This window comes from Nonomuraea sp. NPDC050227, from assembly GCF_044459705.1.
Classification (GTDB): domain Bacteria; phylum Actinomycetota; class Actinomycetes; order Streptosporangiales; family Streptosporangiaceae; genus Nonomuraea.
Genome location: NZ_JBITJF010000004.1, coordinates 211747 through 229423 on the forward strand (window position 1 = coordinate 211747; position 17677 = coordinate 229423).

16 protein-coding genes are annotated in these 17677 nt (G+C 71.0%); 14 read left to right on the forward strand and 2 right to left on the reverse strand.

All coding sequences use genetic code 11. From position 1 onward, the window contains the following. Positions 1-33 precede the first annotated feature (33 nt). The 9 genes from ACIBK9_RS18035 (at position 34) to ACIBK9_RS18075 (ending at position 11308) form a co-directional block, all read left to right on the forward strand. Positions 34-1098 carry a hypothetical protein gene (locus ACIBK9_RS18035; RefSeq protein WP_397159345.1) on the forward strand — a complete coding sequence of 355 codons (1065 nt, stop codon included), beginning with the start codon at positions 34-36 and terminating at the stop codon, positions 1096-1098. Positions 1099-1409: 311 nt separating this feature from the next. Then, entirely contained in the window at positions 1410-2741 is a 1332-nt protein-coding gene (locus ACIBK9_RS18040) for a PHB depolymerase family esterase (protein ID WP_397159347.1), read from the forward strand. Next, on the forward strand, positions 2726-4108 hold the full coding sequence (locus ACIBK9_RS18045) for a PHB depolymerase family esterase (protein ID WP_397159349.1): 1383 nt from the start codon (positions 2726-2728) through the stop codon (positions 4106-4108). Before ACIBK9_RS18040 ends, ACIBK9_RS18045 begins: the two co-directional genes overlap by 16 nt. Positions 4109-4306: 198 nt before the next feature. Continuing rightward, positions 4307-5428: a lectin gene (locus tag ACIBK9_RS18050; RefSeq protein WP_397159351.1), complete on the forward strand. Its 1122-nt coding sequence runs from the start codon at positions 4307-4309 to the stop codon at positions 5426-5428. Between the two features lie 26 nt (positions 5429-5454). After that, positions 5455-7032 (forward strand): lectin, encoded by a 1578-nt coding sequence (locus ACIBK9_RS18055; protein ID WP_397159353.1) that lies wholly within the window; start codon positions 5455-5457, stop codon positions 7030-7032. 77 nt (positions 7033-7109) lie between these two features. After that, positions 7110-8441: a glycoside hydrolase family 43 protein gene (locus tag ACIBK9_RS18060; protein ID WP_397159355.1), complete on the forward strand. Its 1332-nt coding sequence runs from the start codon at positions 7110-7112 to the stop codon at positions 8439-8441. A 505-nt stretch (positions 8442-8946) separates the two neighbouring features. Beyond that, positions 8947-9306, forward strand: coding sequence for a hypothetical protein (locus ACIBK9_RS18065; RefSeq protein ID WP_397159356.1), 360 nt, complete (start codon positions 8947-8949; stop codon positions 9304-9306). An 89-nt stretch (positions 9307-9395) separates the two neighbouring features. Beyond that, a complete protein-coding gene (locus ACIBK9_RS18070) occupies positions 9396-10661 on the forward strand; it encodes a sensor histidine kinase (RefSeq protein ID WP_397159358.1) in 1266 nt (421 codons plus the stop codon). After that, positions 10658-11308 carry a response regulator gene (locus tag ACIBK9_RS18075; protein ID WP_387667392.1) on the forward strand — a complete coding sequence of 217 codons (651 nt, stop codon included), beginning with the start codon at positions 10658-10660 and terminating at the stop codon, positions 11306-11308. Before ACIBK9_RS18070 ends, ACIBK9_RS18075 begins: the two co-directional genes overlap by 4 nt. Positions 11309-11522: 214 nt before the next feature. Here the strand turns inward: ACIBK9_RS18075 and ACIBK9_RS18080 are convergent, their stop codons facing one another. Next, a complete protein-coding gene (locus ACIBK9_RS18080) occupies positions 11523-12221 on the reverse strand; it encodes an MBL fold metallo-hydrolase (RefSeq protein ID WP_397159360.1) in 699 nt (232 codons plus the stop codon). A gap of 122 nt (positions 12222-12343) precedes the next feature. Between ACIBK9_RS18080 and ACIBK9_RS18085 the strand changes: the two genes are divergently transcribed. Further along, positions 12344-13276, forward strand: coding sequence for a LysR family transcriptional regulator (locus ACIBK9_RS18085; RefSeq protein WP_397159362.1), 933 nt, complete (start codon positions 12344-12346; stop codon positions 13274-13276). A gap of 49 nt (positions 13277-13325) precedes the next feature. Here the strand turns inward: ACIBK9_RS18085 and ACIBK9_RS18090 are convergent, their stop codons facing one another. Further along, entirely contained in the window at positions 13326-14780 is a 1455-nt protein-coding gene (locus tag ACIBK9_RS18090) for an MFS transporter (RefSeq protein WP_397159364.1), read from the reverse strand. 84 nt (positions 14781-14864) lie between these two features. Here ACIBK9_RS18090 and ACIBK9_RS18095 point away from each other — a divergent pair, with 84 nt between their 5' ends. The 4 genes from ACIBK9_RS18095 (at position 14865) to ACIBK9_RS18110 (ending at position 17664) form a co-directional block, all read left to right on the forward strand. Next, complete coding sequence (locus tag ACIBK9_RS18095; protein WP_397159366.1) at positions 14865-15695, forward strand: helix-turn-helix transcriptional regulator; 831 nt, start codon at positions 14865-14867, stop codon at positions 15693-15695. Positions 15696-15746: 51 nt separating this feature from the next. Then, positions 15747-16163, forward strand: coding sequence for a hypothetical protein (locus ACIBK9_RS18100; protein WP_397159367.1), 417 nt, complete (start codon positions 15747-15749; stop codon positions 16161-16163). Positions 16164-16261: 98 nt separating this feature from the next. Next, on the forward strand, positions 16262-16870 hold the full coding sequence (locus tag ACIBK9_RS18105; protein ID WP_397159369.1) for a PadR family transcriptional regulator: 609 nt from the start codon (positions 16262-16264) through the stop codon (positions 16868-16870). Beyond that, positions 16867-17664: an alpha/beta fold hydrolase gene (locus ACIBK9_RS18110; protein ID WP_397159371.1), complete on the forward strand. Its 798-nt coding sequence runs from the start codon at positions 16867-16869 to the stop codon at positions 17662-17664. Before ACIBK9_RS18105 ends, ACIBK9_RS18110 begins: the two co-directional genes overlap by 4 nt. Positions 17665-17677 lie beyond the last annotated feature (13 nt).

The window sequence follows — 17677 nt, forward strand, 5'->3', positions numbered from 1 at the left end:
CCGTCCGTGATTCCCCTTCGGAGAGGACGAGACGTGACAGATCCGCGGTTGACCCGGCGCAGGTTCCTCGCCGTCACCGGGGCCGGTACGGCAGCCGGCGGACTGCTGACGACCAGCTCGACGGCCGGCTCGACGGCCGGCTCGAAGGGCACGGGCGAGGTGTCCGCGCGGGGCCTCACCCAGGCCGTCCTGTCGGCCTTCGAACACCACCGGCTCGTCGCCGTCGGCGAGTCGCACGGCCAGCAGGAACACGGTGACGCGCAGCAGATGCTGCTCACGGACCCGCGGCTGCCGGACGTGGTCGACGACATCGTCGTCGAATTCGGCAACGCGCTCTACCAGCCGGTCATCGACCGGTTCGTCGCCGGCGCGGCCGTCGAGGACCACGTGTTGCGGCAGGTCTGGCGGAACACCACGCAATCGCCCGGGGGCACCGGCGACCAGCCGATCCGTGAGCAGTTCTTCCGTACGGTCCGCGCCGTCAACTGGACGCTGCCCGCCGCGCGGAGGATCCGGGTGCTCCTCGGGGACCCGCCCATCGACTGGTCACGCATCACCACCCAGGACCAGGTGGACGGCTTCCTCGCCCAGCGTGACACCCACATGGCGTCCCTGGTGCGGCGGGAGGTGCTCGCCAGGAACCGCCGGGCGCTGATCTGCTACGGCAGCGGGCACGTGACGCACTCGCCGGAGCGGGGCCGGAACGCCGACCACGCGGTCCCGCTGATCGAGGAGCAGACCGGCCGGCGCGTGTACGTGATCGTGGCCGGCAGCCATCCCCGCTTGGCGGCCTGCCCACGGCGTACCGTGATCGCGTGCTCCGGCAACTGGCTGGAGTCGGCCGACGCGGGACAGTTCATGGACGCGCCCCGGCTGTGCGGCTTCCCGCTGGGGAAGCTGGCCGACGCCGTCTTGTACCTGGGGCAGATGAAGGACCTGACGCAGCCGCTGTGGAACCCCGCGATCTTCCTCGATCCGGCGTACTGGGCGGAGCTCCAGAGACGCAACGCGATCAACGGGAACCTCGTCGACCTGGAGGCGTACCGGCGGCAGCAGCCGATCTCCCTGCCCTCGTCACCTCCCGTGGACTGCGCCTGACAGCGCGCTTCCGGCCCCACCCGTGCCGTTCGTCTCGCTTGCGCAGGTGCAACGTGCGACTTGGCGTCCGGAGAGTTTCGTCAGCTGGTGTCGCGGGAGGCTGTTGAAAGTTTCATGGCGACGCTCTCGCCGGCCCGCCTCGATAAGTCGAGGTGAGCGCGCTCGGCGGCCGCCTCCTCCGGCCGCCGAGCGTCATGGCGCTCTTGACAGCGCCTTTACGGCTCGTATTTGCTCCCTCCGTCCCTTCCATCGGCCCGGAAGAGCTCGACCGGTTGGCGCTTTGTTAGCGCTAACATACGAGAGGTGGATGCATGAAGCCAGGCGAATCGCGCAGGACAAGGCGCGCGGGCATCGGAGCCGCTCTGGCGGCTGTGATCACGGCGGCGGTCACCGGTCTGTCCATGCTGCTGGTGGGCGCGCCGCAGGCGTCGGCCGCGGTCCTGACCGAGGTGACGAACTTCGGGGCCAACCCGGGCGGGCTGCGGATGTACCTCTACGTCCCCGACAGGGTGGCGGCCAGGCCGGGCGTCCTGGTGGCGATGCACGGCTGCAACGGCTGGGCTCCAGGCTTCCACCAGGGCACCGAGTTCGCCTCGCTGGCCGACCGGTACGGCTTCATCGTCATCTACCCGCAGGCGAACAAGAGCGCCAACGGCCTGTCGAACTGCTTCGACGTCTGGTCGAACGAGGCCCTGCGGCACGGCGGCGGCAGCGACCCGGTGTCGATCGTCTCCATGACCAACTACGTGCTGCAACGCTACGGCGGCGACCCGCAGCGGGTGTTCGCGACCGGTTTCTCCTCCGGGGCGATGGAGACCGGCAACCTGCTCGCCACCTACCCCGACGTGTTCAAGGCGGGAGCGCCGTTCTCGGGCGTCCCCTACGGCTGCCTCGGGCCCGCCGGATGCGGCGACAAGACGCCGCGGCAGTGGGGTGACCTGGTCAGGAACGCCTACCCCGGCTACACCGGGCCCCGGCCGCGCGTGATGGCCTGGCACGGCACCGCCGACTCCGTCCTGCCGTACACGATGTTGCAGGAGGAGGTCGACCAGTGGACCGACGTGCACGGCCTGAGCCAGACCCCCGCCTCCACCGACAGCCCGCAGCCCGGCTGGACCCGGCGGGTCTTCGGCTCCGGGCAGGTCGAGGCGTACACCGTCACCGGTGCCGGACACGACCTGCCCCACCCGGGGATGGCGGCGTACGCCATCCACTTCTTCGGCCTGGACGGCGGCTCGTCCACCACGACGCCGACCCCGCCACCCGCAGGTCAGATCAGGGGAGTGGCCTCCGGCCGCTGCGTGGACGTCCCGGGCTCCGCCACCGCCGACGGCACCGCCGTGCAGCTGTGGGACTGCAACGGCCGCACCAACCAGCAGTGGACGCGGACCTCCGCCGGAGAGCTGAGGGTGTACGGCGACAAATGCCTGGACGCCGGAGGCACCGGGAACGGCGCCAGGATCCAGATCTACTCCTGCTGGGGCGGCGACAACCAGAAGTGGCGCGTCAACTCCGACGGCACCGTCACCGGCGTCCAGTCCGGGCTGTGCCTCGACGCCGTCGGCGCAGGCACCGGCAACGGCACCGGGCTCCAGCTCTACACCTGCCATGGCGGCACCAACCAGAAGTGGACCTGGACGTGATGCCCCTGGCCCGCCGCGCCGAGCGCGGCCCCGCGCCGACCCGGGCATCGCGTGCCGCACTCGCGACCGCCGCCGTCCTCCTGATGGCCGCCGCCGTGCTGCTGGGCGTCAGGCCCGCCGCGGCCGCGTCGCTGACCCGGGTAACCGGCTTCGGCAACAACCCGACCAACCTGAACATGCACATCTATGTCCCGGATCGGGTGGCGGCGAGGCCGGCGCTGCTGGTCCTGGTGCACTACTGCACCGGCTCGGCCGCCGGGGTGTTCAACGGCGTCGGGCACGACTACGTCACCGCCGCCGACCAGTACGGATACATCATCGTGGTCCCGGAGGCCACCCGCAGCGGCCAGTGCTTCGACGTGTCCACCCCGGCCGCGCTGAGACGTGACGGCGGCGGGGACTCCACCGGGATCATGTCGATGGTCAGCTATGCCCGGCAGCGCCACAATGTGGACCCCGCCAAGATCGTGGTCAGCGGCTTCTCCTCGGGCGCGATGATGACCAACGTACTCGCCGCGCAGTACCCCGACGTGTTCTCGGCCGCCGCGGCGTTCTCCGGCGTCCCGGCCGGATGCTTCGCCACCGCCAACGGGTCCTTGTGGAACAGCGAGTGCTCCGGCGGCCGGATCGTCAAGACCGCCCAGCAGTGGGGCGACCAGGCCCGCGCCATGTTCCCCGGCTACACCGGCGCCTACCCGCGCATGCAGCTCTGGCACGGCACCGCCGACACCACACTGGCCTACGCCAACTTCGGCGAGGAGATCAAGCAGTGGTCCGGCCTGAACGGGGTGAGCCAGACCCCTGTGTACACCGACAGCCCGCGCTCGGGCGTCACCCGCACCCGGTACGGCGGCACCGGAGCCCAGCCGCGGGTCGAGGGGCTCAGCTTCGCGGGGGACGGCCACTCCCTGCCGTTGACGGGCATGTTCCCCCACGCCCTCTCCTTCCTCGGGCTCGACGGCACCTCGCCTGGCCCGGAGCCCGGCGGCCAGGTCAAGAACGCGGGGTCGGGCAGGTGTCTCGACGTCGCGGGCGCCTCCCAGGCCAACGGCGCCCAGGCGCAGATCTGGGACTGCCACGGGCAGCCCAACCAGCAGTGGACGTCCACCGCCTCCGGTGAGCTGCGCGTGTACGGCGGCAAGTGCCTGGACGTCGCCAACCGCGCCACCGCCGACGGCAGCGGCGTGATCATCTGGGACTGCAGCGGCCAGAGCAACCAGCAGTGGCGCTTCAACGCCGACGGCTCCATCACCGCCGTCGGTGCGAACAAGTGCCTGGACGTGCCGAGCAACAGCACCGCCAACGGCACCAGGCTGCAGATCTGGAGCTGCAACGGCGGCTCCAACCAACGCTGGACCCGCACCTGAGGCCGGCGGCGCCGCCGGATCACGCCGTCCGGCGGGCCCGGCCCGGCGTCGGACACCGGCGCGATGTCAGCGACAGCGAACGTGATCACAGGAGGTCCTGATGTCCCCACCAACAGAGGGGTCGATGCGCTCAGCGCGGGCGTCAACGGCCGACTCGGCCGACTCGTCCGGCTCGCGGCCGGTGGTGAGAGGGTGAGCATGCGTACCTGGAGGCGATGGCGGGCCGCCGTGCTGACGGTGGCGGCGTTACTGGCGGCCGGCACGGCGATGGGGACGGGGGTCGCCGGAGCCGAGTCCAACGGCGGGGTACGGGTCATGCCCCTCGGCGACTCGATCACCGAGGGCACGCAGGTGCCGGGCGGCTACCGGATCGGCCTGTGGCAGCGCCTGGCCGGGGGCCGCTACACGGTCGATTTCGTCGGTTCACAGTTCAACGGGCCCGGCAGCCTGGGCGATCATGATCACGAGGGCCACCCAGGCTGGCGGATCGACCAGATCGACGCGAACCTCACCGGCTGGCTGCGCACGTACACGCCGCGCACGCTGCTGCTGCACCTGGGCACCAACGACATCCTGCAGAACTACAACGTGGCCGGCGCTCCGCAACGGCTGTCCACGCTGATCGACCACATCACCGCGGCCGTGCCGGACGCGGACGTCTTCGTCGCGACCGTCATCCCGCTGTCCAACGCCGGACAGGAGTCCGCCGCCCGCACCTTCAATGCGGCGATCCCCGGCATCGTCCAGAGCAAGGTGAACAGCGGCAAGCACGTCCATCTGGTCGACATGCACAGCAGGTTGACCACCTCGGACCTGATCGACGGCGTCCACCCGACCGCCGGCGGCTACGACAAGATGGCCGCCGCCTGGTACGCGGCGCTGCAATCGGTCCCCGGCAGCATCGGCCAGCCGCAGGGCGAACCCTCCGGCGGGACGGAGATCAAGGGCGTGGGCTCGGGCCGTTGCCTGGATGTCACCGGCGCGTCGCAGGCGAACGGCGCGCAGGCGCAGATCTGGGACTGCAACGGCCAGAGCAACCAGCGCTGGACGCCGACCAGCGCCGGTGAGCTGCGCGTGTACGGCGGCAAGTGCCTGGACGTGGCCAATCGGAGCACCGCCGACGGCGCCGGCGTGATCATCTGGGACTGCAGCGGCCAGAGCAATCAGCAGTGGCGCTTCAACGCCGACGGCTCCATCACCGCCGTCGGCGCGAACAAGTGCCTGGACGTGCCGAGCAACAGCACCGCCAACGGCGTCAAGCTCCAGATCTGGTCCTGCAGCGGCGCCGCCAACCAGCGCTGGGCCCGCGCCGGCTCATGACGACACCCAGGAGGTGGAGAAGCGAAATGCGCAGAATTCTGGGCCTGACGACGGCCGCGTTGCTGGCGGCCGGCTCCCTCGTCGCGATCGGCGGCGCGACGTCCCCGGCCGTCGCGCTGGAGAACGGCCTCGCCCGTACCCCGCAGATGGGCTGGAACGACTGGAACAGCTTCGGCTGCAACGTCAACGACGGCCTCATCCGCCAGACGGCCGACGCCATGGTCTCCAGTGGCATGGCGGCGGCGGGCTACACCTACGTCAACATCGACGACTGCTGGTCCACCAAGAGCCGGAACGCGAGCGGCGACCTGGTGCCGGATCCGCAGAAGTTCCCCAACGGCATCAAGGCCCTGGCCGACTACGTGCACTCCAAGGGGCTCAAGCTCGGCATCTACTCCTCGGCGGGCACCACGACGTGCGCGGGCTACCCGGCCAGCCTGGGCTACGAGCGGCGGGACGCGGCCCTGTGGGCGTCGTGGGGGATCGACTATCTGAAATACGACAACTGCGGCGACCACCGTGGCATGAACGGGCAGCAGCGGTACACGGCCATGCGGGACGCGCTGGCCGCCACCGGCCGTCCGATCGTGTACAGCCTGTGCAACTGGGGGCAGGAGAACGTGTGGACCTGGGGGGCGCCGGTGGGCAACTCCTGGCGTGACACCGGCGACATCGCGGCCAACTGGAGCTCCATCATGGGCATCCTGGACCAGCAGGTCGGGCTGGAGTCGTACTCGGGCCCGGGGGGCTGGAACGACCCGGACATGCTGGAGGTCGGCGTCGGCTCGGTGACGGGCACCGAGGGGCGCGCGCACTTCAGCCTGTGGTCGCTGCTGAACGCGCCCCTCATCGCCGGCAACGACCTGCGCACGATGAGCGCCGACACGCGCACCATCCTCACCAACACCGAGGTCATCGCGGTCAACCAGGACTGGGGTGGCCGGCAGGGCCACAAGATCAGCGACAATGGCGACCTGGAGGTCTGGCGCAAGCCGATGAAGAACGGCTCGGTCGCGGTCGTCCTGCTCAACCGGGGCACCTCGACCGCGACCGTCTCCACCACCGCCGCGGCCCTGGGGCTGGGCTCGGCGTCCTCCTACTCCGTGCGTGACCTGTGGGCGCACGCGACGTCCTCCTCGGCGGGGACGATCAGCGCGCCGGTCCCCGGGCACGGGGCGGCCATGTACGTCGTGACGGGAGGCGGCATCGTCCCGCCCACCGCGATCGCGATCAAGGGAGTGGGCTCGGGAAGGTGCCTCGACGTCGCCGGCGCCTCGCAGGCCAACGGCTCACAGGCGCAGATCTGGGACTGCCACGGCCAGGCCAACCAGCAGTGGACGCCCACCGCGAGCGGCGAACTGCGCGTCTACGGCGGCAAGTGCCTGGACGTGTACGACGGCGGAACCACCGACGGCACCAACGTCATCATCTGGGACTGCAACGGCCAGAGCAATCAGCAGTGGCGCTTCAACGCCGACGGCACCATCACCGCCGTCGGCGCGAACAAGTGCCTGGACGTGCCGAACAACGCCACCGCCAACGGCACCAAGCTGACCATCTGGTCGTGCAACGGCGGCGCCAACCAGCGCTGGACCCGTAACTGACCCGTCATCCGGGAGCGATCGTGAGAATGGCATTACGGTTGCCGGCCACCACAAGAGCCGGACGCGGAATCGTAGGGGTGCTGGTCCTGCTCGGCCTCGTGGCGTTCCTGCCCGCCCACCCGGCCAGGGCGGACAATCCGATCATCCAGACCGTCTACACCGCCGATCCGGCGCCGCTGGTGCACAACGGACGGGTGTACCTCTACACCGGCCATGACGAGGACGGCTCGACCTGGTTCACCATGAAGGACTGGCGGGTCTGGTCCTCCGCCGACATGGTGAACTGGACCGACCACGGATCCCCGCTGAGCCTGACCACCTTCAGCTGGGCGAAGTCCGACGCCTGGGCGGGACAGACCATCTACCGGAACGGCCTGTTCTACTGGTACGTGCCCACGACCAACCGGGCGACCGGCCGGATGGCCATCGGGGTGGCCGTCTCCGACAGTCCGACCGGGCCGTTCAGGGACGCACTCGGACGGCCGCTGATCGAGAACGGCGAGATCGACCCGACGGTCTTCATCGACGACGACGGGCAGGCCTACCTTTACTGGGGCAATCCGCACCTCTGGTACGTGAAGCTGAACGCCGACATGACCTCGTACTCGGGAAGCGCGACGCAGATCCCGCTCACCACGGCGGGATTCGGCGCCAGGACGGGTGACGCCAACCGCCCGACGCTGTTCGAGGAGGGGCCCTGGGTCTACAAGCGGAACGGCCTGTACAACCTCGTGTTCGCGGCCAAGTGCTGCTCGGAGTTCATCGCCTACTCCACGGCCCCCGGCCCCACCGGGCCCTGGACCTACCGAGGGACGATCATGCCCACCCAGGGCGGCAGCTTCACCAACCACGCGGGCATCGTCGACTACCAGGGCGGCTCGTACTTCTTCTACCACAACGGCGCACTGCCGGGCGGCGGCGGCTTCACCCGTTCGGTGGCCGTGGAGAAGTTCGCCTACGGCTCCGGCGGCACGATCCCGACGATCAACATGACCGCGTCCGGGGCGCCCCAGGTGGGCACCCTCAACCCGTACGTCCGCCAGGAGGCCGAGACGATCGCCTGGGAGTCCGGGGTCGAGACCGAGCCCTCCAGCGAAGGCGGGATGAACGTCGGCTGGATCGAGAACGGCGACTACATCAAGGTCAAGGGCGTCGCGTTCGGCGCCGGCGCCAGGACCTTCACCGCGCGGGTCGCCTCGGCGGCCGGCGGCGGCAGGCTCGAACTCCGCCTGGACGGCGTCAACGGCCCGTCGGCCGGGACCTGCACCGCGCCGGGCACGGGCGGCTGGCAGACCTGGACCACCGTGTCCTGTGCGGTCAGCGGCGCGACCGGCACCCGCGACCTGTACCTGAAGTTCACCGGCGGAAGCGGCTACCTGTTCAACATGAACTGGTGGCAGTTCAGCTGACGTCGCATCTCCCGCGCGTCACCGGCGCCACCGCCACCCGCCTCCTGCCCCACCGGCGAGAGGGGGTGGCGGTTCCCGTGCGACTGACACCTGGTCGTCCGGCGTCAGCGGGGGCGCCGGCGGAAGCGGGTGCGGACGCGCAGGAGGCCGGGGGACCGACAGCCAGGTGATCGCGGCGCGCTGCTGAACGGAGCGGGCTCGGGAACCGCTGAGCAACAGGCCGCCGACGACGGGACGGAGGTGCAGACCTGGGACTCCGCCACGAAGGCCGACCAGAAGCAGACCTTGCCCGCATGAGCTGAGCGCTCACCGTCCTCGTGCCCGGGCGGCCGTCCCGGGCCGGGGCGCTCAGTGAGGGGGTGCTCCACCGATCGGTTGATCGGCTCCACCGCCTGAACGGTCACCCGAATCCACCGCCCACTCGGAGGATCGGGCGATCCGCGCGGGGCGCCTGCGTTGCGACGCTGGATCCCGTCGGTGAGCACCAAGGACGGAGATGGTCGAGATGCGCAATGTGGTGTGGCTGGTCAGAGGGTACGTCCTGGTCAGCGTGCTGACGCTGGTCACGATGGTCGTGTTCCGGAACGACGCGGCGACGGTCCCCGACTCGGTGTGGATCCGCGGCACGCTCGTCGCCGTCGCTTCGCTGGTCGCATGGTTCTTCGCGGTACGGGCGGCCAGGGGTGAGCGGAAGATGCTGCTGCGGCTGCGGATCGTCACCTCGATCATGCTCGTCGCGATCGTGGTGATCATCGCGTTGCCCGGTCTGTTCCCGCTCTGGTTCAAGCTGGAGCAGGGCGTCTGCGGCCTGCTCCTGCTGCCCGTGGTCGTCCAGCTCAACCGGCCGCCCTCGGACCGGCGCTGAGCGCGCCGGCCCGAGGGCGGCGGACGGCGCTTCCAGCGGCGCGGGAGTCTCGACGGCGGCGGCTAGATTGTTCTGGGAGCAGGTGAGCGATGGACAATTGGCGGATGGCCGCGCCGGCGGGCTGGGAGCGACGGCTCCTTCCCATGATCACCGTGGTTCCGTACGTGCTGCTGGCCGTCATGGCCGCCCTGACGATCGTCGTCAAGCACGACCAGCCGGGCTCGCTCGCCCTCGACCTCGCGCTCTGCGCGGCAGCCGCGGTGTGGAAGCTCGTGCTCTTCACGCTGCACCCGCAGTGGCGCGGGCGAGTCGGCGTGATGAGCGTGTTCATCGCGGGCCTGATCCTGTTCGGGCTGGTCATGGTCGTACGCGATCCGTGGTTCGGCGTCTACACGCCCGCGCTGTACTTCTACGCCTTCCGGATCATCGGCTGGCCGCGTGAGCTGTACTTCATCGCGGGCGTCGCGGTGGTGGCGGGCACGGCGCAGTCGGCCGGCCTGGACGTCGGCACCTGGATGGGCCTGCTGGAGTATCTGGGAGTCCTGGCCGTCAACGTCGTGCCGATGTGCCTGATGGCCTGGCTCAGCGAGGTCGGCGCACGCTACTACGCGGCACGGGAGACGGCGCTGCGCGAGAGCAGGGAGGCCAACGCCCGGCTGGCCGCGGCCCTGGCCGAGAACGCGGCACTCCAGGAACGGCTGGTCGAGCAGGCTCACGAGACCGGCGTCCTGGACGAGCGGGCCCGGATGGCGCGGGAGATCCACGACATCCTGGCCCAGGGCCTGACCGGCATCGTCACGCAGTTGCAGGCGGCCGAGCAGGCGGCCGACGACCCGGCCGCGTGGCGGCGGCACCACGCGGCGGCGACCGCGCTGGCCCGGGAGAGCCTCACCGAGGCGCGGCGCTCGGTGGACGAGCTGCGCCCCGAACCCCTGGAGTCCGGCCGTCTGGCCGACGCCGTCAGCGAGGTCGCGGCCAAGTGGTCGGCACGCCACGGCCTTCCGGTCCAGGTGGCCGTCACCGGCGAGACCCGGACGATGCCTCCGCAGGCCGAGGTCGCTCTGTTACGGGTCGCGCAGGAGGCGCTGGCCAACGTCTTCAAGCACGCGTCCACCGCCACCCGCGTCGGCCTCACCCTCTCCTACACGGATCGGCAGGTGGTGCTCGACGTCCGCGACGACGGCCCCGGCTTCGACCCGGACGTGCGCGCCGGTCACGACGGGGGCTTCGGGCTGGTGGCGATGCGGCAGCGGATCGAGGCGCTGTCGGGCGCGTTGCGAATCGAATCAGAGGTGGGCGGCGGGACCGGGATCTCGGCCTGTCTGCCCGCGGACACGCCGGAGGCAGGCACATGAGTGACGCCATCAGGCTGCTCGTGGTCGACGACCACCCCGTCGTGCGTGACGGGCTCAGCAGCATGTTCGCCCGCGATCCCGAGTTCATCGTGGTGGGGGAGGCGTCGGACGGAGCCGAGGCCGTCCGGCTGGCCGAGGCCCTCGCGCCGGACGTGATCCTGATGGACCTGCGAATGGCGGGCATGGACGGCGTCACCGCGATCGGCGAGCTGGCCAGGCGCGGCGTGCCGGCCCGGGTGCTGGTGCTGACGACGTACGACACCGACAGCCACGTGCTGCCCGCGATCGAGGCGGGCGCCACCGGTTACCTGCTCAAGGACGCGCCGCGCGAGGAGCTCGTCCGTGCCGTGCGCTCGGCCGCGCGCGGCGAGGTCGCGCTCTCGCCGTCGGTGGCCGCCCGCCTGGTGAGCCGGCTCCGCACCCCGGCCCCATCGACCGGGCCGTTGAGCCAGCGCGAACTGGAGGTGCTACGGCTGGTCGCGGCCGGCCACAGCAACCGCAAGGCCGCCGTCCGGCTGTTCATCACCGAGGCCACGGTCAAGACGCACCTGCTCAACATCTACGCGAAACTCGACGTCAACGACCGCGCGTCCGCGGTGGCGGAGGCGTACAACCGCGGCCTGCTCGGGACGCCCGAGCGCCCGTAGCCCTCGCCGCCCGGCCCGCTCCGGCAGCGCCTCTGCGGCGGGTCCGGGACCTGTACACCGACGTGTCCGGGCTGGACCTCCTGGCAGGACGACATCACCGCCGCCTCCGCCGACGGCCCCCGGCCCACTCCGGGGCGGCCTCTGCACACGGCGCCTCGCTGATGGCCTGGCTGGTACGCCTGAAGACGACGGCTGAGAACGCCTGAGCAGCGGGTCAGACGGGGATGTCGCCGGCCGCCTTCCGGAGGGCGTCGCCGGCGTCCGTGACGGGGTCGCCGTGGCCCACGCAGGCCGTCCGGACGTCCAGTTCGGCCAGCCGCCGGAACGAGCGGAGCATCTCGTCACGGTCCATGTTGAACACTCCGGGCATGACCAGCCCGGACACGTGCGCCACGGTGTCGCCCGTGAAGAGGACTCCGTGCTCCGGCAGGTGGAGGGCGATGCTGCCGGCGGTGTGCCCGGGGGTGGTGATCACGCGGGCCCCGCCCCCGAAGGCGATCACGTCGCCGTCCTCAAGCTCGCGGTCCACCCGGCACGGCGGCGCGGGCGGCAGCAGGTGGGCGCCCAGACTGCGATGCAGGGCCCGCTCCTCGTCGGTGAAGTTCGGCGGCGGGGCGGGCACGTCCCCTCGGATCACCGGGGCCTCCAGGCGATGGGCCATCACCGTGACGTCGCCCCACGCCGTCACGTCCGCCGCGCTGCCGCAGTGGTCCTCGTGGTAGTGGGTGAGGACGACCCGCCGTACGGCGTCGGTGCGCAGCCCGAGCCGGCCGATCGCCTCGGCGATCTCCCCGGCCGAGGTGGCGATGCCCGTGTCCACCAGGGTGAGCACACCGTCGTCGTTCCACAGGTACGCCTGCCCGAACGTCAGCCGCAGCAGGTGCAGGCGCCGGTCGACCTCCACGACCTCCATCGCGGGACCCCCTCTCATCAGCACGGATGTCAGGGAACAGGTAACCGGTCCGCCGATGGCACTGTCCAACATCCATGGGACCGCGGATTGACAACCGATGGTTGTCGATGCAGGGTCTGGGCGTGGAAGCAGACGTTTCCGGCGTACGCGCCTTCATCGCGACCGCCGAAGAACTGCACTTCGGCAGGGCCGCAGCGCGCATGTTCATCACCCAGCAGGCGTTGTCGAAACGCGTCCGCAGGCTGGAGGACGCCCTCGGCACGCCGCTGTTCGATCGGACCACCCGGTCCATCGAGCTGACCGCCGCCGGAAGGCGGTTCCTGCCCCTCGCCGTGGCGGCGGTGGCGGCGTTCGACGAGGCCGTGGGGGCGGTCCGCGTGGTGGACAGCCCCGTCCGCGTGGACGTCTACGACGAGCGCTTCACGCCCCTGCGCATGGTCAGGGAGGCGAGCGAGCGCGACCCGCGGCTGCGCGTGGAGGTGAGCATGCGGCAGGGGCTCGCGGTGGCGCTGCCGGCGCTGCGCCGCCAGGAGATCGACGCGGCCTTCGGACGGGCGCGCGACCTGCCGTGGCCGGAAGAGCTGGCCCAGCGGCTGGTCCACCTGGAGCCCCTGGCCGCGTTCGTCCCGGAGGATCACGCGCTCGCGCACCTGAGGGAGCTGCGGCCCGCCGACCTGCGGGCGGGCGGCATCGCGATGCCCGACCCGGCGGGCGCCGCCGAATGGCGCGCCTACCTGAGACGCCTCGCCGACCGTCTCGGCGTCCCCTTGCGCTTCACCGAGCCCGCCATCGGCCAGGGGCACCTGGTCCAGCAGTTCCTGCGCGAGAAGAGCGCCGTCGGCCTGGGGGAGTGGAGCATCGGCGCGGCGGGGAGCGGGCTGCGCCGCATCCCCATCGTGGACCCGGTCCCCCTCCTGCCGTGGTGGGTGGTCTGGCACCGCCGCAACCCGCACCCGCTGCTCCGTACGCTGCTCGGCCGGCTCCCACGCGTGCGCCCGCCGGACCCGTCGGACGGGCGACACTGGATCCCCGACGCCGACCGTGCCCTCCCGTAGGGGCGCGCCGGCGTGACCGGCGCGGCCTGACCGGCGGGGTGCGGGCCGTTCACGCGTGCGTCCTTCGTGGCCGGCGGGAGGTGGTGCGGAGCAGGGCGTACCCGATCAGGAGCGAGACGACCAGCAGCACGCCGGCGTCCACGGCGGCGGCCAGCCGGACACCGCTCAGCAGGGCCGGGGCCGCGGCCTGACCGGCGGCCTGGAGCGCCGACACCTGCGCCATGCAGATGGCGCTGAGGATCGGGGTGCCGACGGTGATGCCGATCTGCTGGGCGCTCGTCACCAGCCCGGTCGCGACCCCTTGGGCCGTGTCGGGCAGCCCGGACGTCACGGTGACGCCGTAGGAGACCACGACCGACATGTGGCCCACGGAGGCCAGGCAGATCACGGCCAAGGCCGGCCAGGCACCCTCGGTCACGGTCATCGCGGCGGTGCAGACGCCCTGCAGGGCCAGCCCCGCGACCAGCGTCCGCCCCGCGCCCAGCACCCGGATCACCGAGGAGGAGACCATGCCCGTCACGGCCAGCACGACGCCCTGGCCGCCGAAGAACAGACCTGTCCACAGGGGTGACAGCGCCACGACGTCCTGCAGGTAGAGAGTCAGCAGGAAGATGAACGAGCTCATCATGGAGAAGGTGATCAGGCCGCCCAGGCTGCCGAAGGCGACCGTGGGCCTGCGCAACATCGTCAGCGAGACCAGCGGCTGCGCGGCTCGCGACTCGATGACCACGAACCCGCCCAGCAACAGCACGGCCGCCGCCATGGCCACCACCCTCACCGCTCCCGCCGCCGACAGGGCAAAGATGAGGCAGACCAGGCCGCCGCTGACTGTGGCGGCTCCGGGCAGGTCCAGCCGGGGAGAGCGGGCGCCCCGGCTCTCGCTCAGCAGTCCGGGCGCCGCCACGGCGAGGACGCCGCCCGCGACGGCCAGCAGCGCCATCGTCGAACGCCAACCCAGCGTGTCGGTCATGGTGCCGCCGAGCAGCATGCCGACGGTGAATCCGAGGGAAAGCACCGATCCGCTGGCCCCGAGCGCCCGGTTGCGCTGCGGCCCTTCGGCGAAGGTCGTCGTCAGCAGCGACATGCCGGTGGGAATGACGGCGGCGGCCCCCAGCCCCTGCAGGACCCGCCCCGCGACGAACACCCCCGGGTTCCACGCGAGGGCGGCCACCACGGAGGCCACGGTGAACAGCAGGACGCCGCCCAGGAAGAGCCTGCGCCTGCCGTACAGGTCTGCCATGCGGCCGAACAGCAACAGGCATCCGCCCGAGGGCAGCGCGAAGGCGGTGATCGCCCATTGCAGGTCGGCCTGTTCCATCCCGAGTTCCCTGCCGAGATCGGGCAAGGCCACATTTAGAATCGAAAAATCCAAAGAAATGATGAATTGCGCGGCACACAGGATGGCGAGGATGAGTTTGGCACGCGTGGTGAACCGAGCGCCGTGCTCCCCGGAGGAGGTTCCGGCACCGGCCTCGGCGTCCCTGGACAAGGGGTCGATCGTCATGACGTCCACGCTCGGCCATCTCCGGTCCGCGCGGGGAGAGCGTGGTGACACCGGTGGTGGCACCACCAGTCGAAGCGGTGCGCGGTGAGGTCGGGAGAGGAACGCCGCCGGGACCTGCGTGACTTCCTGGTGAGCAGACGTGCCCGCGTCAGCCCCGCCTCCGCCGGCCTGCCGGCGGGCGGGCGCCGGCGCACGCCGGGGCTGCGCCGTGAGGAGGTCGCGGTGCTGGCCGGGGTGAGCCCGGGTTGGTACCAGTGGCTGGAGCAGGGACGCGACATCAACGTCTCCGCGCAGGTGCTGGACGCGGTGGCGCGGGTCCTGCAACTGGACGAGGTCGAACGGCGGCACCTGTACACGCTGGCCGGGCACAATCCGCCGTCTCCGGCCGGACACCCGCACACCTACTGCGAGGGACTGCAACGACTGATCGAAGCCTGGGACCCCAAGCCGGCGACCATGCTGGACGCCTCCTGGAACCACGTGGCCTGGAACGAGTCGGCCAGGCTCGCGCTGGACGTGGCGCAGGCCGAGCGCAACTGCCTGGTGGGCTTCTTCCACGACCCGCGGTACCGACGCCGGGAGCGGGCCTGGCAGGACCTGGCGCCGACCGTGGTGGCGGCCTTCCGCGCCACGGCGGCTGAGCAACCCCGCGATCACGACATCCACGACGTGGTCCGCGCACTGGACGCGACCAGTCCCGAGTTCGCCCGGCTGTGGGCGCGACAGGACGTCCAGGCCGCAGGAATCTGGATCAACGAGGTCGACCATCCCGTCGTGGGCACGCTGACCTTCGAGAGCAGTCAGATGAGACTGCCCGCCAGGCCCGACCTGACCATGGTGCTGTACAACCCGCTGCCCTGCACCGACACCGCGGACAAACTCGCCTGGCTGCGCTCCGTCACCGCGCCCGTCTGAGACCGGCGGCTGGCCGGCTTGCCGAAACGGGTGGCGATGGCGGTCCCTGACATGACCTCTCGCCTGCGGCCACTGGCCGCGTACCGTGCCGTGGCCAGCGGCCGGCGACTCAGGGAGTGGCACGCCCAGACAACCACCCTGGCCTTCAGCCCCGACAACGGTGGGCTCGCGGCGGGCGCCGGGGACGGCCGCGTCCTGGTGCTGGACGTCCGCGACCCCGCGCATACGAGCACACCGCCGGCGTTCACGGGCCATGGCGCCGAGGTGCTCGCGGTGGCCTTCTCGCCCGGCGGGCGGACCCTGGCCGCGGTGGCCTCCTCCGGGGCCACCCGCCGGACCAAGCGCCCCCATCGCCCCGGTCCGGTTCGGGAAACGATCATTCCTGTCGCGGGAAGCGATCTTCCAGAGTCCTCGGTCCGGCCAGGTGCGTTGCCGGCCCCGTCGCGCGAGCAGGGTTGCGGTCGATGATGCCGTCGCGGACGGTAGCGTGCATCGCACACGTCGTGCTGCCGTGCCGGACCCTCTTCGCGCTTGTTAGCCATAGTCTGACTAGTTAGAGTATGACTATGGCGCAACGTTCCGTCCTCGGACTCATCGTGCTGGGGTTGCTCACCGAGGAACCCATGCACGTCTACCGCATGCAGAAGCTCATCGAGCTGTACGGCAAGGACCGTGTCGTGAACGTCAGGCGCCGGGCAAGTCTGTACCAGACCATCGACCGGCTGACCCGCCTCGGCCTGGTGGCGGTGCTGCAGCGGGAGAGCACCGAGAGCCACCCGGACCGCACCGTCTACGCCATCACCGACCTGGGGCGCGAAACCGCCGAACGCTGGCTGCGCGAGATGCTGCGCACCACGGGCGGCGAGTTCCCGGAGTTCGTCGCGGCCGTTTCGATACTGGTCGGGCTCCCACCGGAAGCAGCGCGCAAGGAGCTGGAGACACGCGCCCACGCGCTGGCCGGGGCCCTGGCGGAGGTCGAGTCGACGCTGAGGTCCGCCGGTGAGGTGCCACGGCTGTTCCTGCTGGAGGAGGAGTACCGCCGCGCGGTGCTCACCGCCGAACTGGAGTGGGTCCGCGGTGTGGTCGAGGACCTGCGGCAGGGACGGCTGACCTGGGACGAACCATGGCGGCGCGCGATCGCGGCCGCCCTCGAATCACCGGAGGAAGAGGCATGAGCGAGGAGCTGTACTACGAAGTGACGGGCTCGGGCCCGTTACTGCTGCTGATCGCCGGCGGCACCGACGACGCCAGGGACTTCACCGGGATGACGCCGCTGCTGTCCGACAGCTACACGGTGGTCTCCTACGACTGCCGCGGCGTCTCCCGCAGCCGGTCCGACGGCCCGCTTCCGGACGTGTCGATGGAGACGCAGGTGGCGGACGCCCATTGGGTCCTGAAAGCCGCCGGCGGCGGACCGGCGCACGTCTTCGGCAACAGCAGCGGCGGCCTGATCGCCCTGGCCCTCGCCACCCGCCATCCCGGCCTGGTACGTACGGCGGTCACCCACGAACCGCCCGCCGTCTCCCTCCTCCCCGCCGACGATCCCCGCAGGAAGCTGGGCCACGAGGTGGACGAGGCGTACCGAAGCGGCGGGGTGGAGGCGGCGATGACGCTCTTCGCGGCCGGCGCCGGTTTCGACAAGTGGGACCCGGACCCGCCCGGCGGAATCGCGGAGTCGCCGGAAGCGATGGCGCAGATGCAGGCCAAGCTCGCCCGGATGCAGACCAACCTGGAGTTCTTCTTCGGGCATGCGGCACTGCCGTACATGTCGTACAAGCCCGTCGTGGACCCCTCCACCCACGTCGTGGTGGCAGTCGGTGAGCAGTCGCGCGGGCAACTGCCCCACGACACGGCACTGGCGCTGGCCGAACGACTGGGCGTCAAGCCGATCATGGTCCCGGGTGGGCATTCAGGCTTCGTCACCCACCCCACCGCATTCGCCCACAAGCTCCGCCAGATCCTGGCCTGACCCGGCCTGCCGA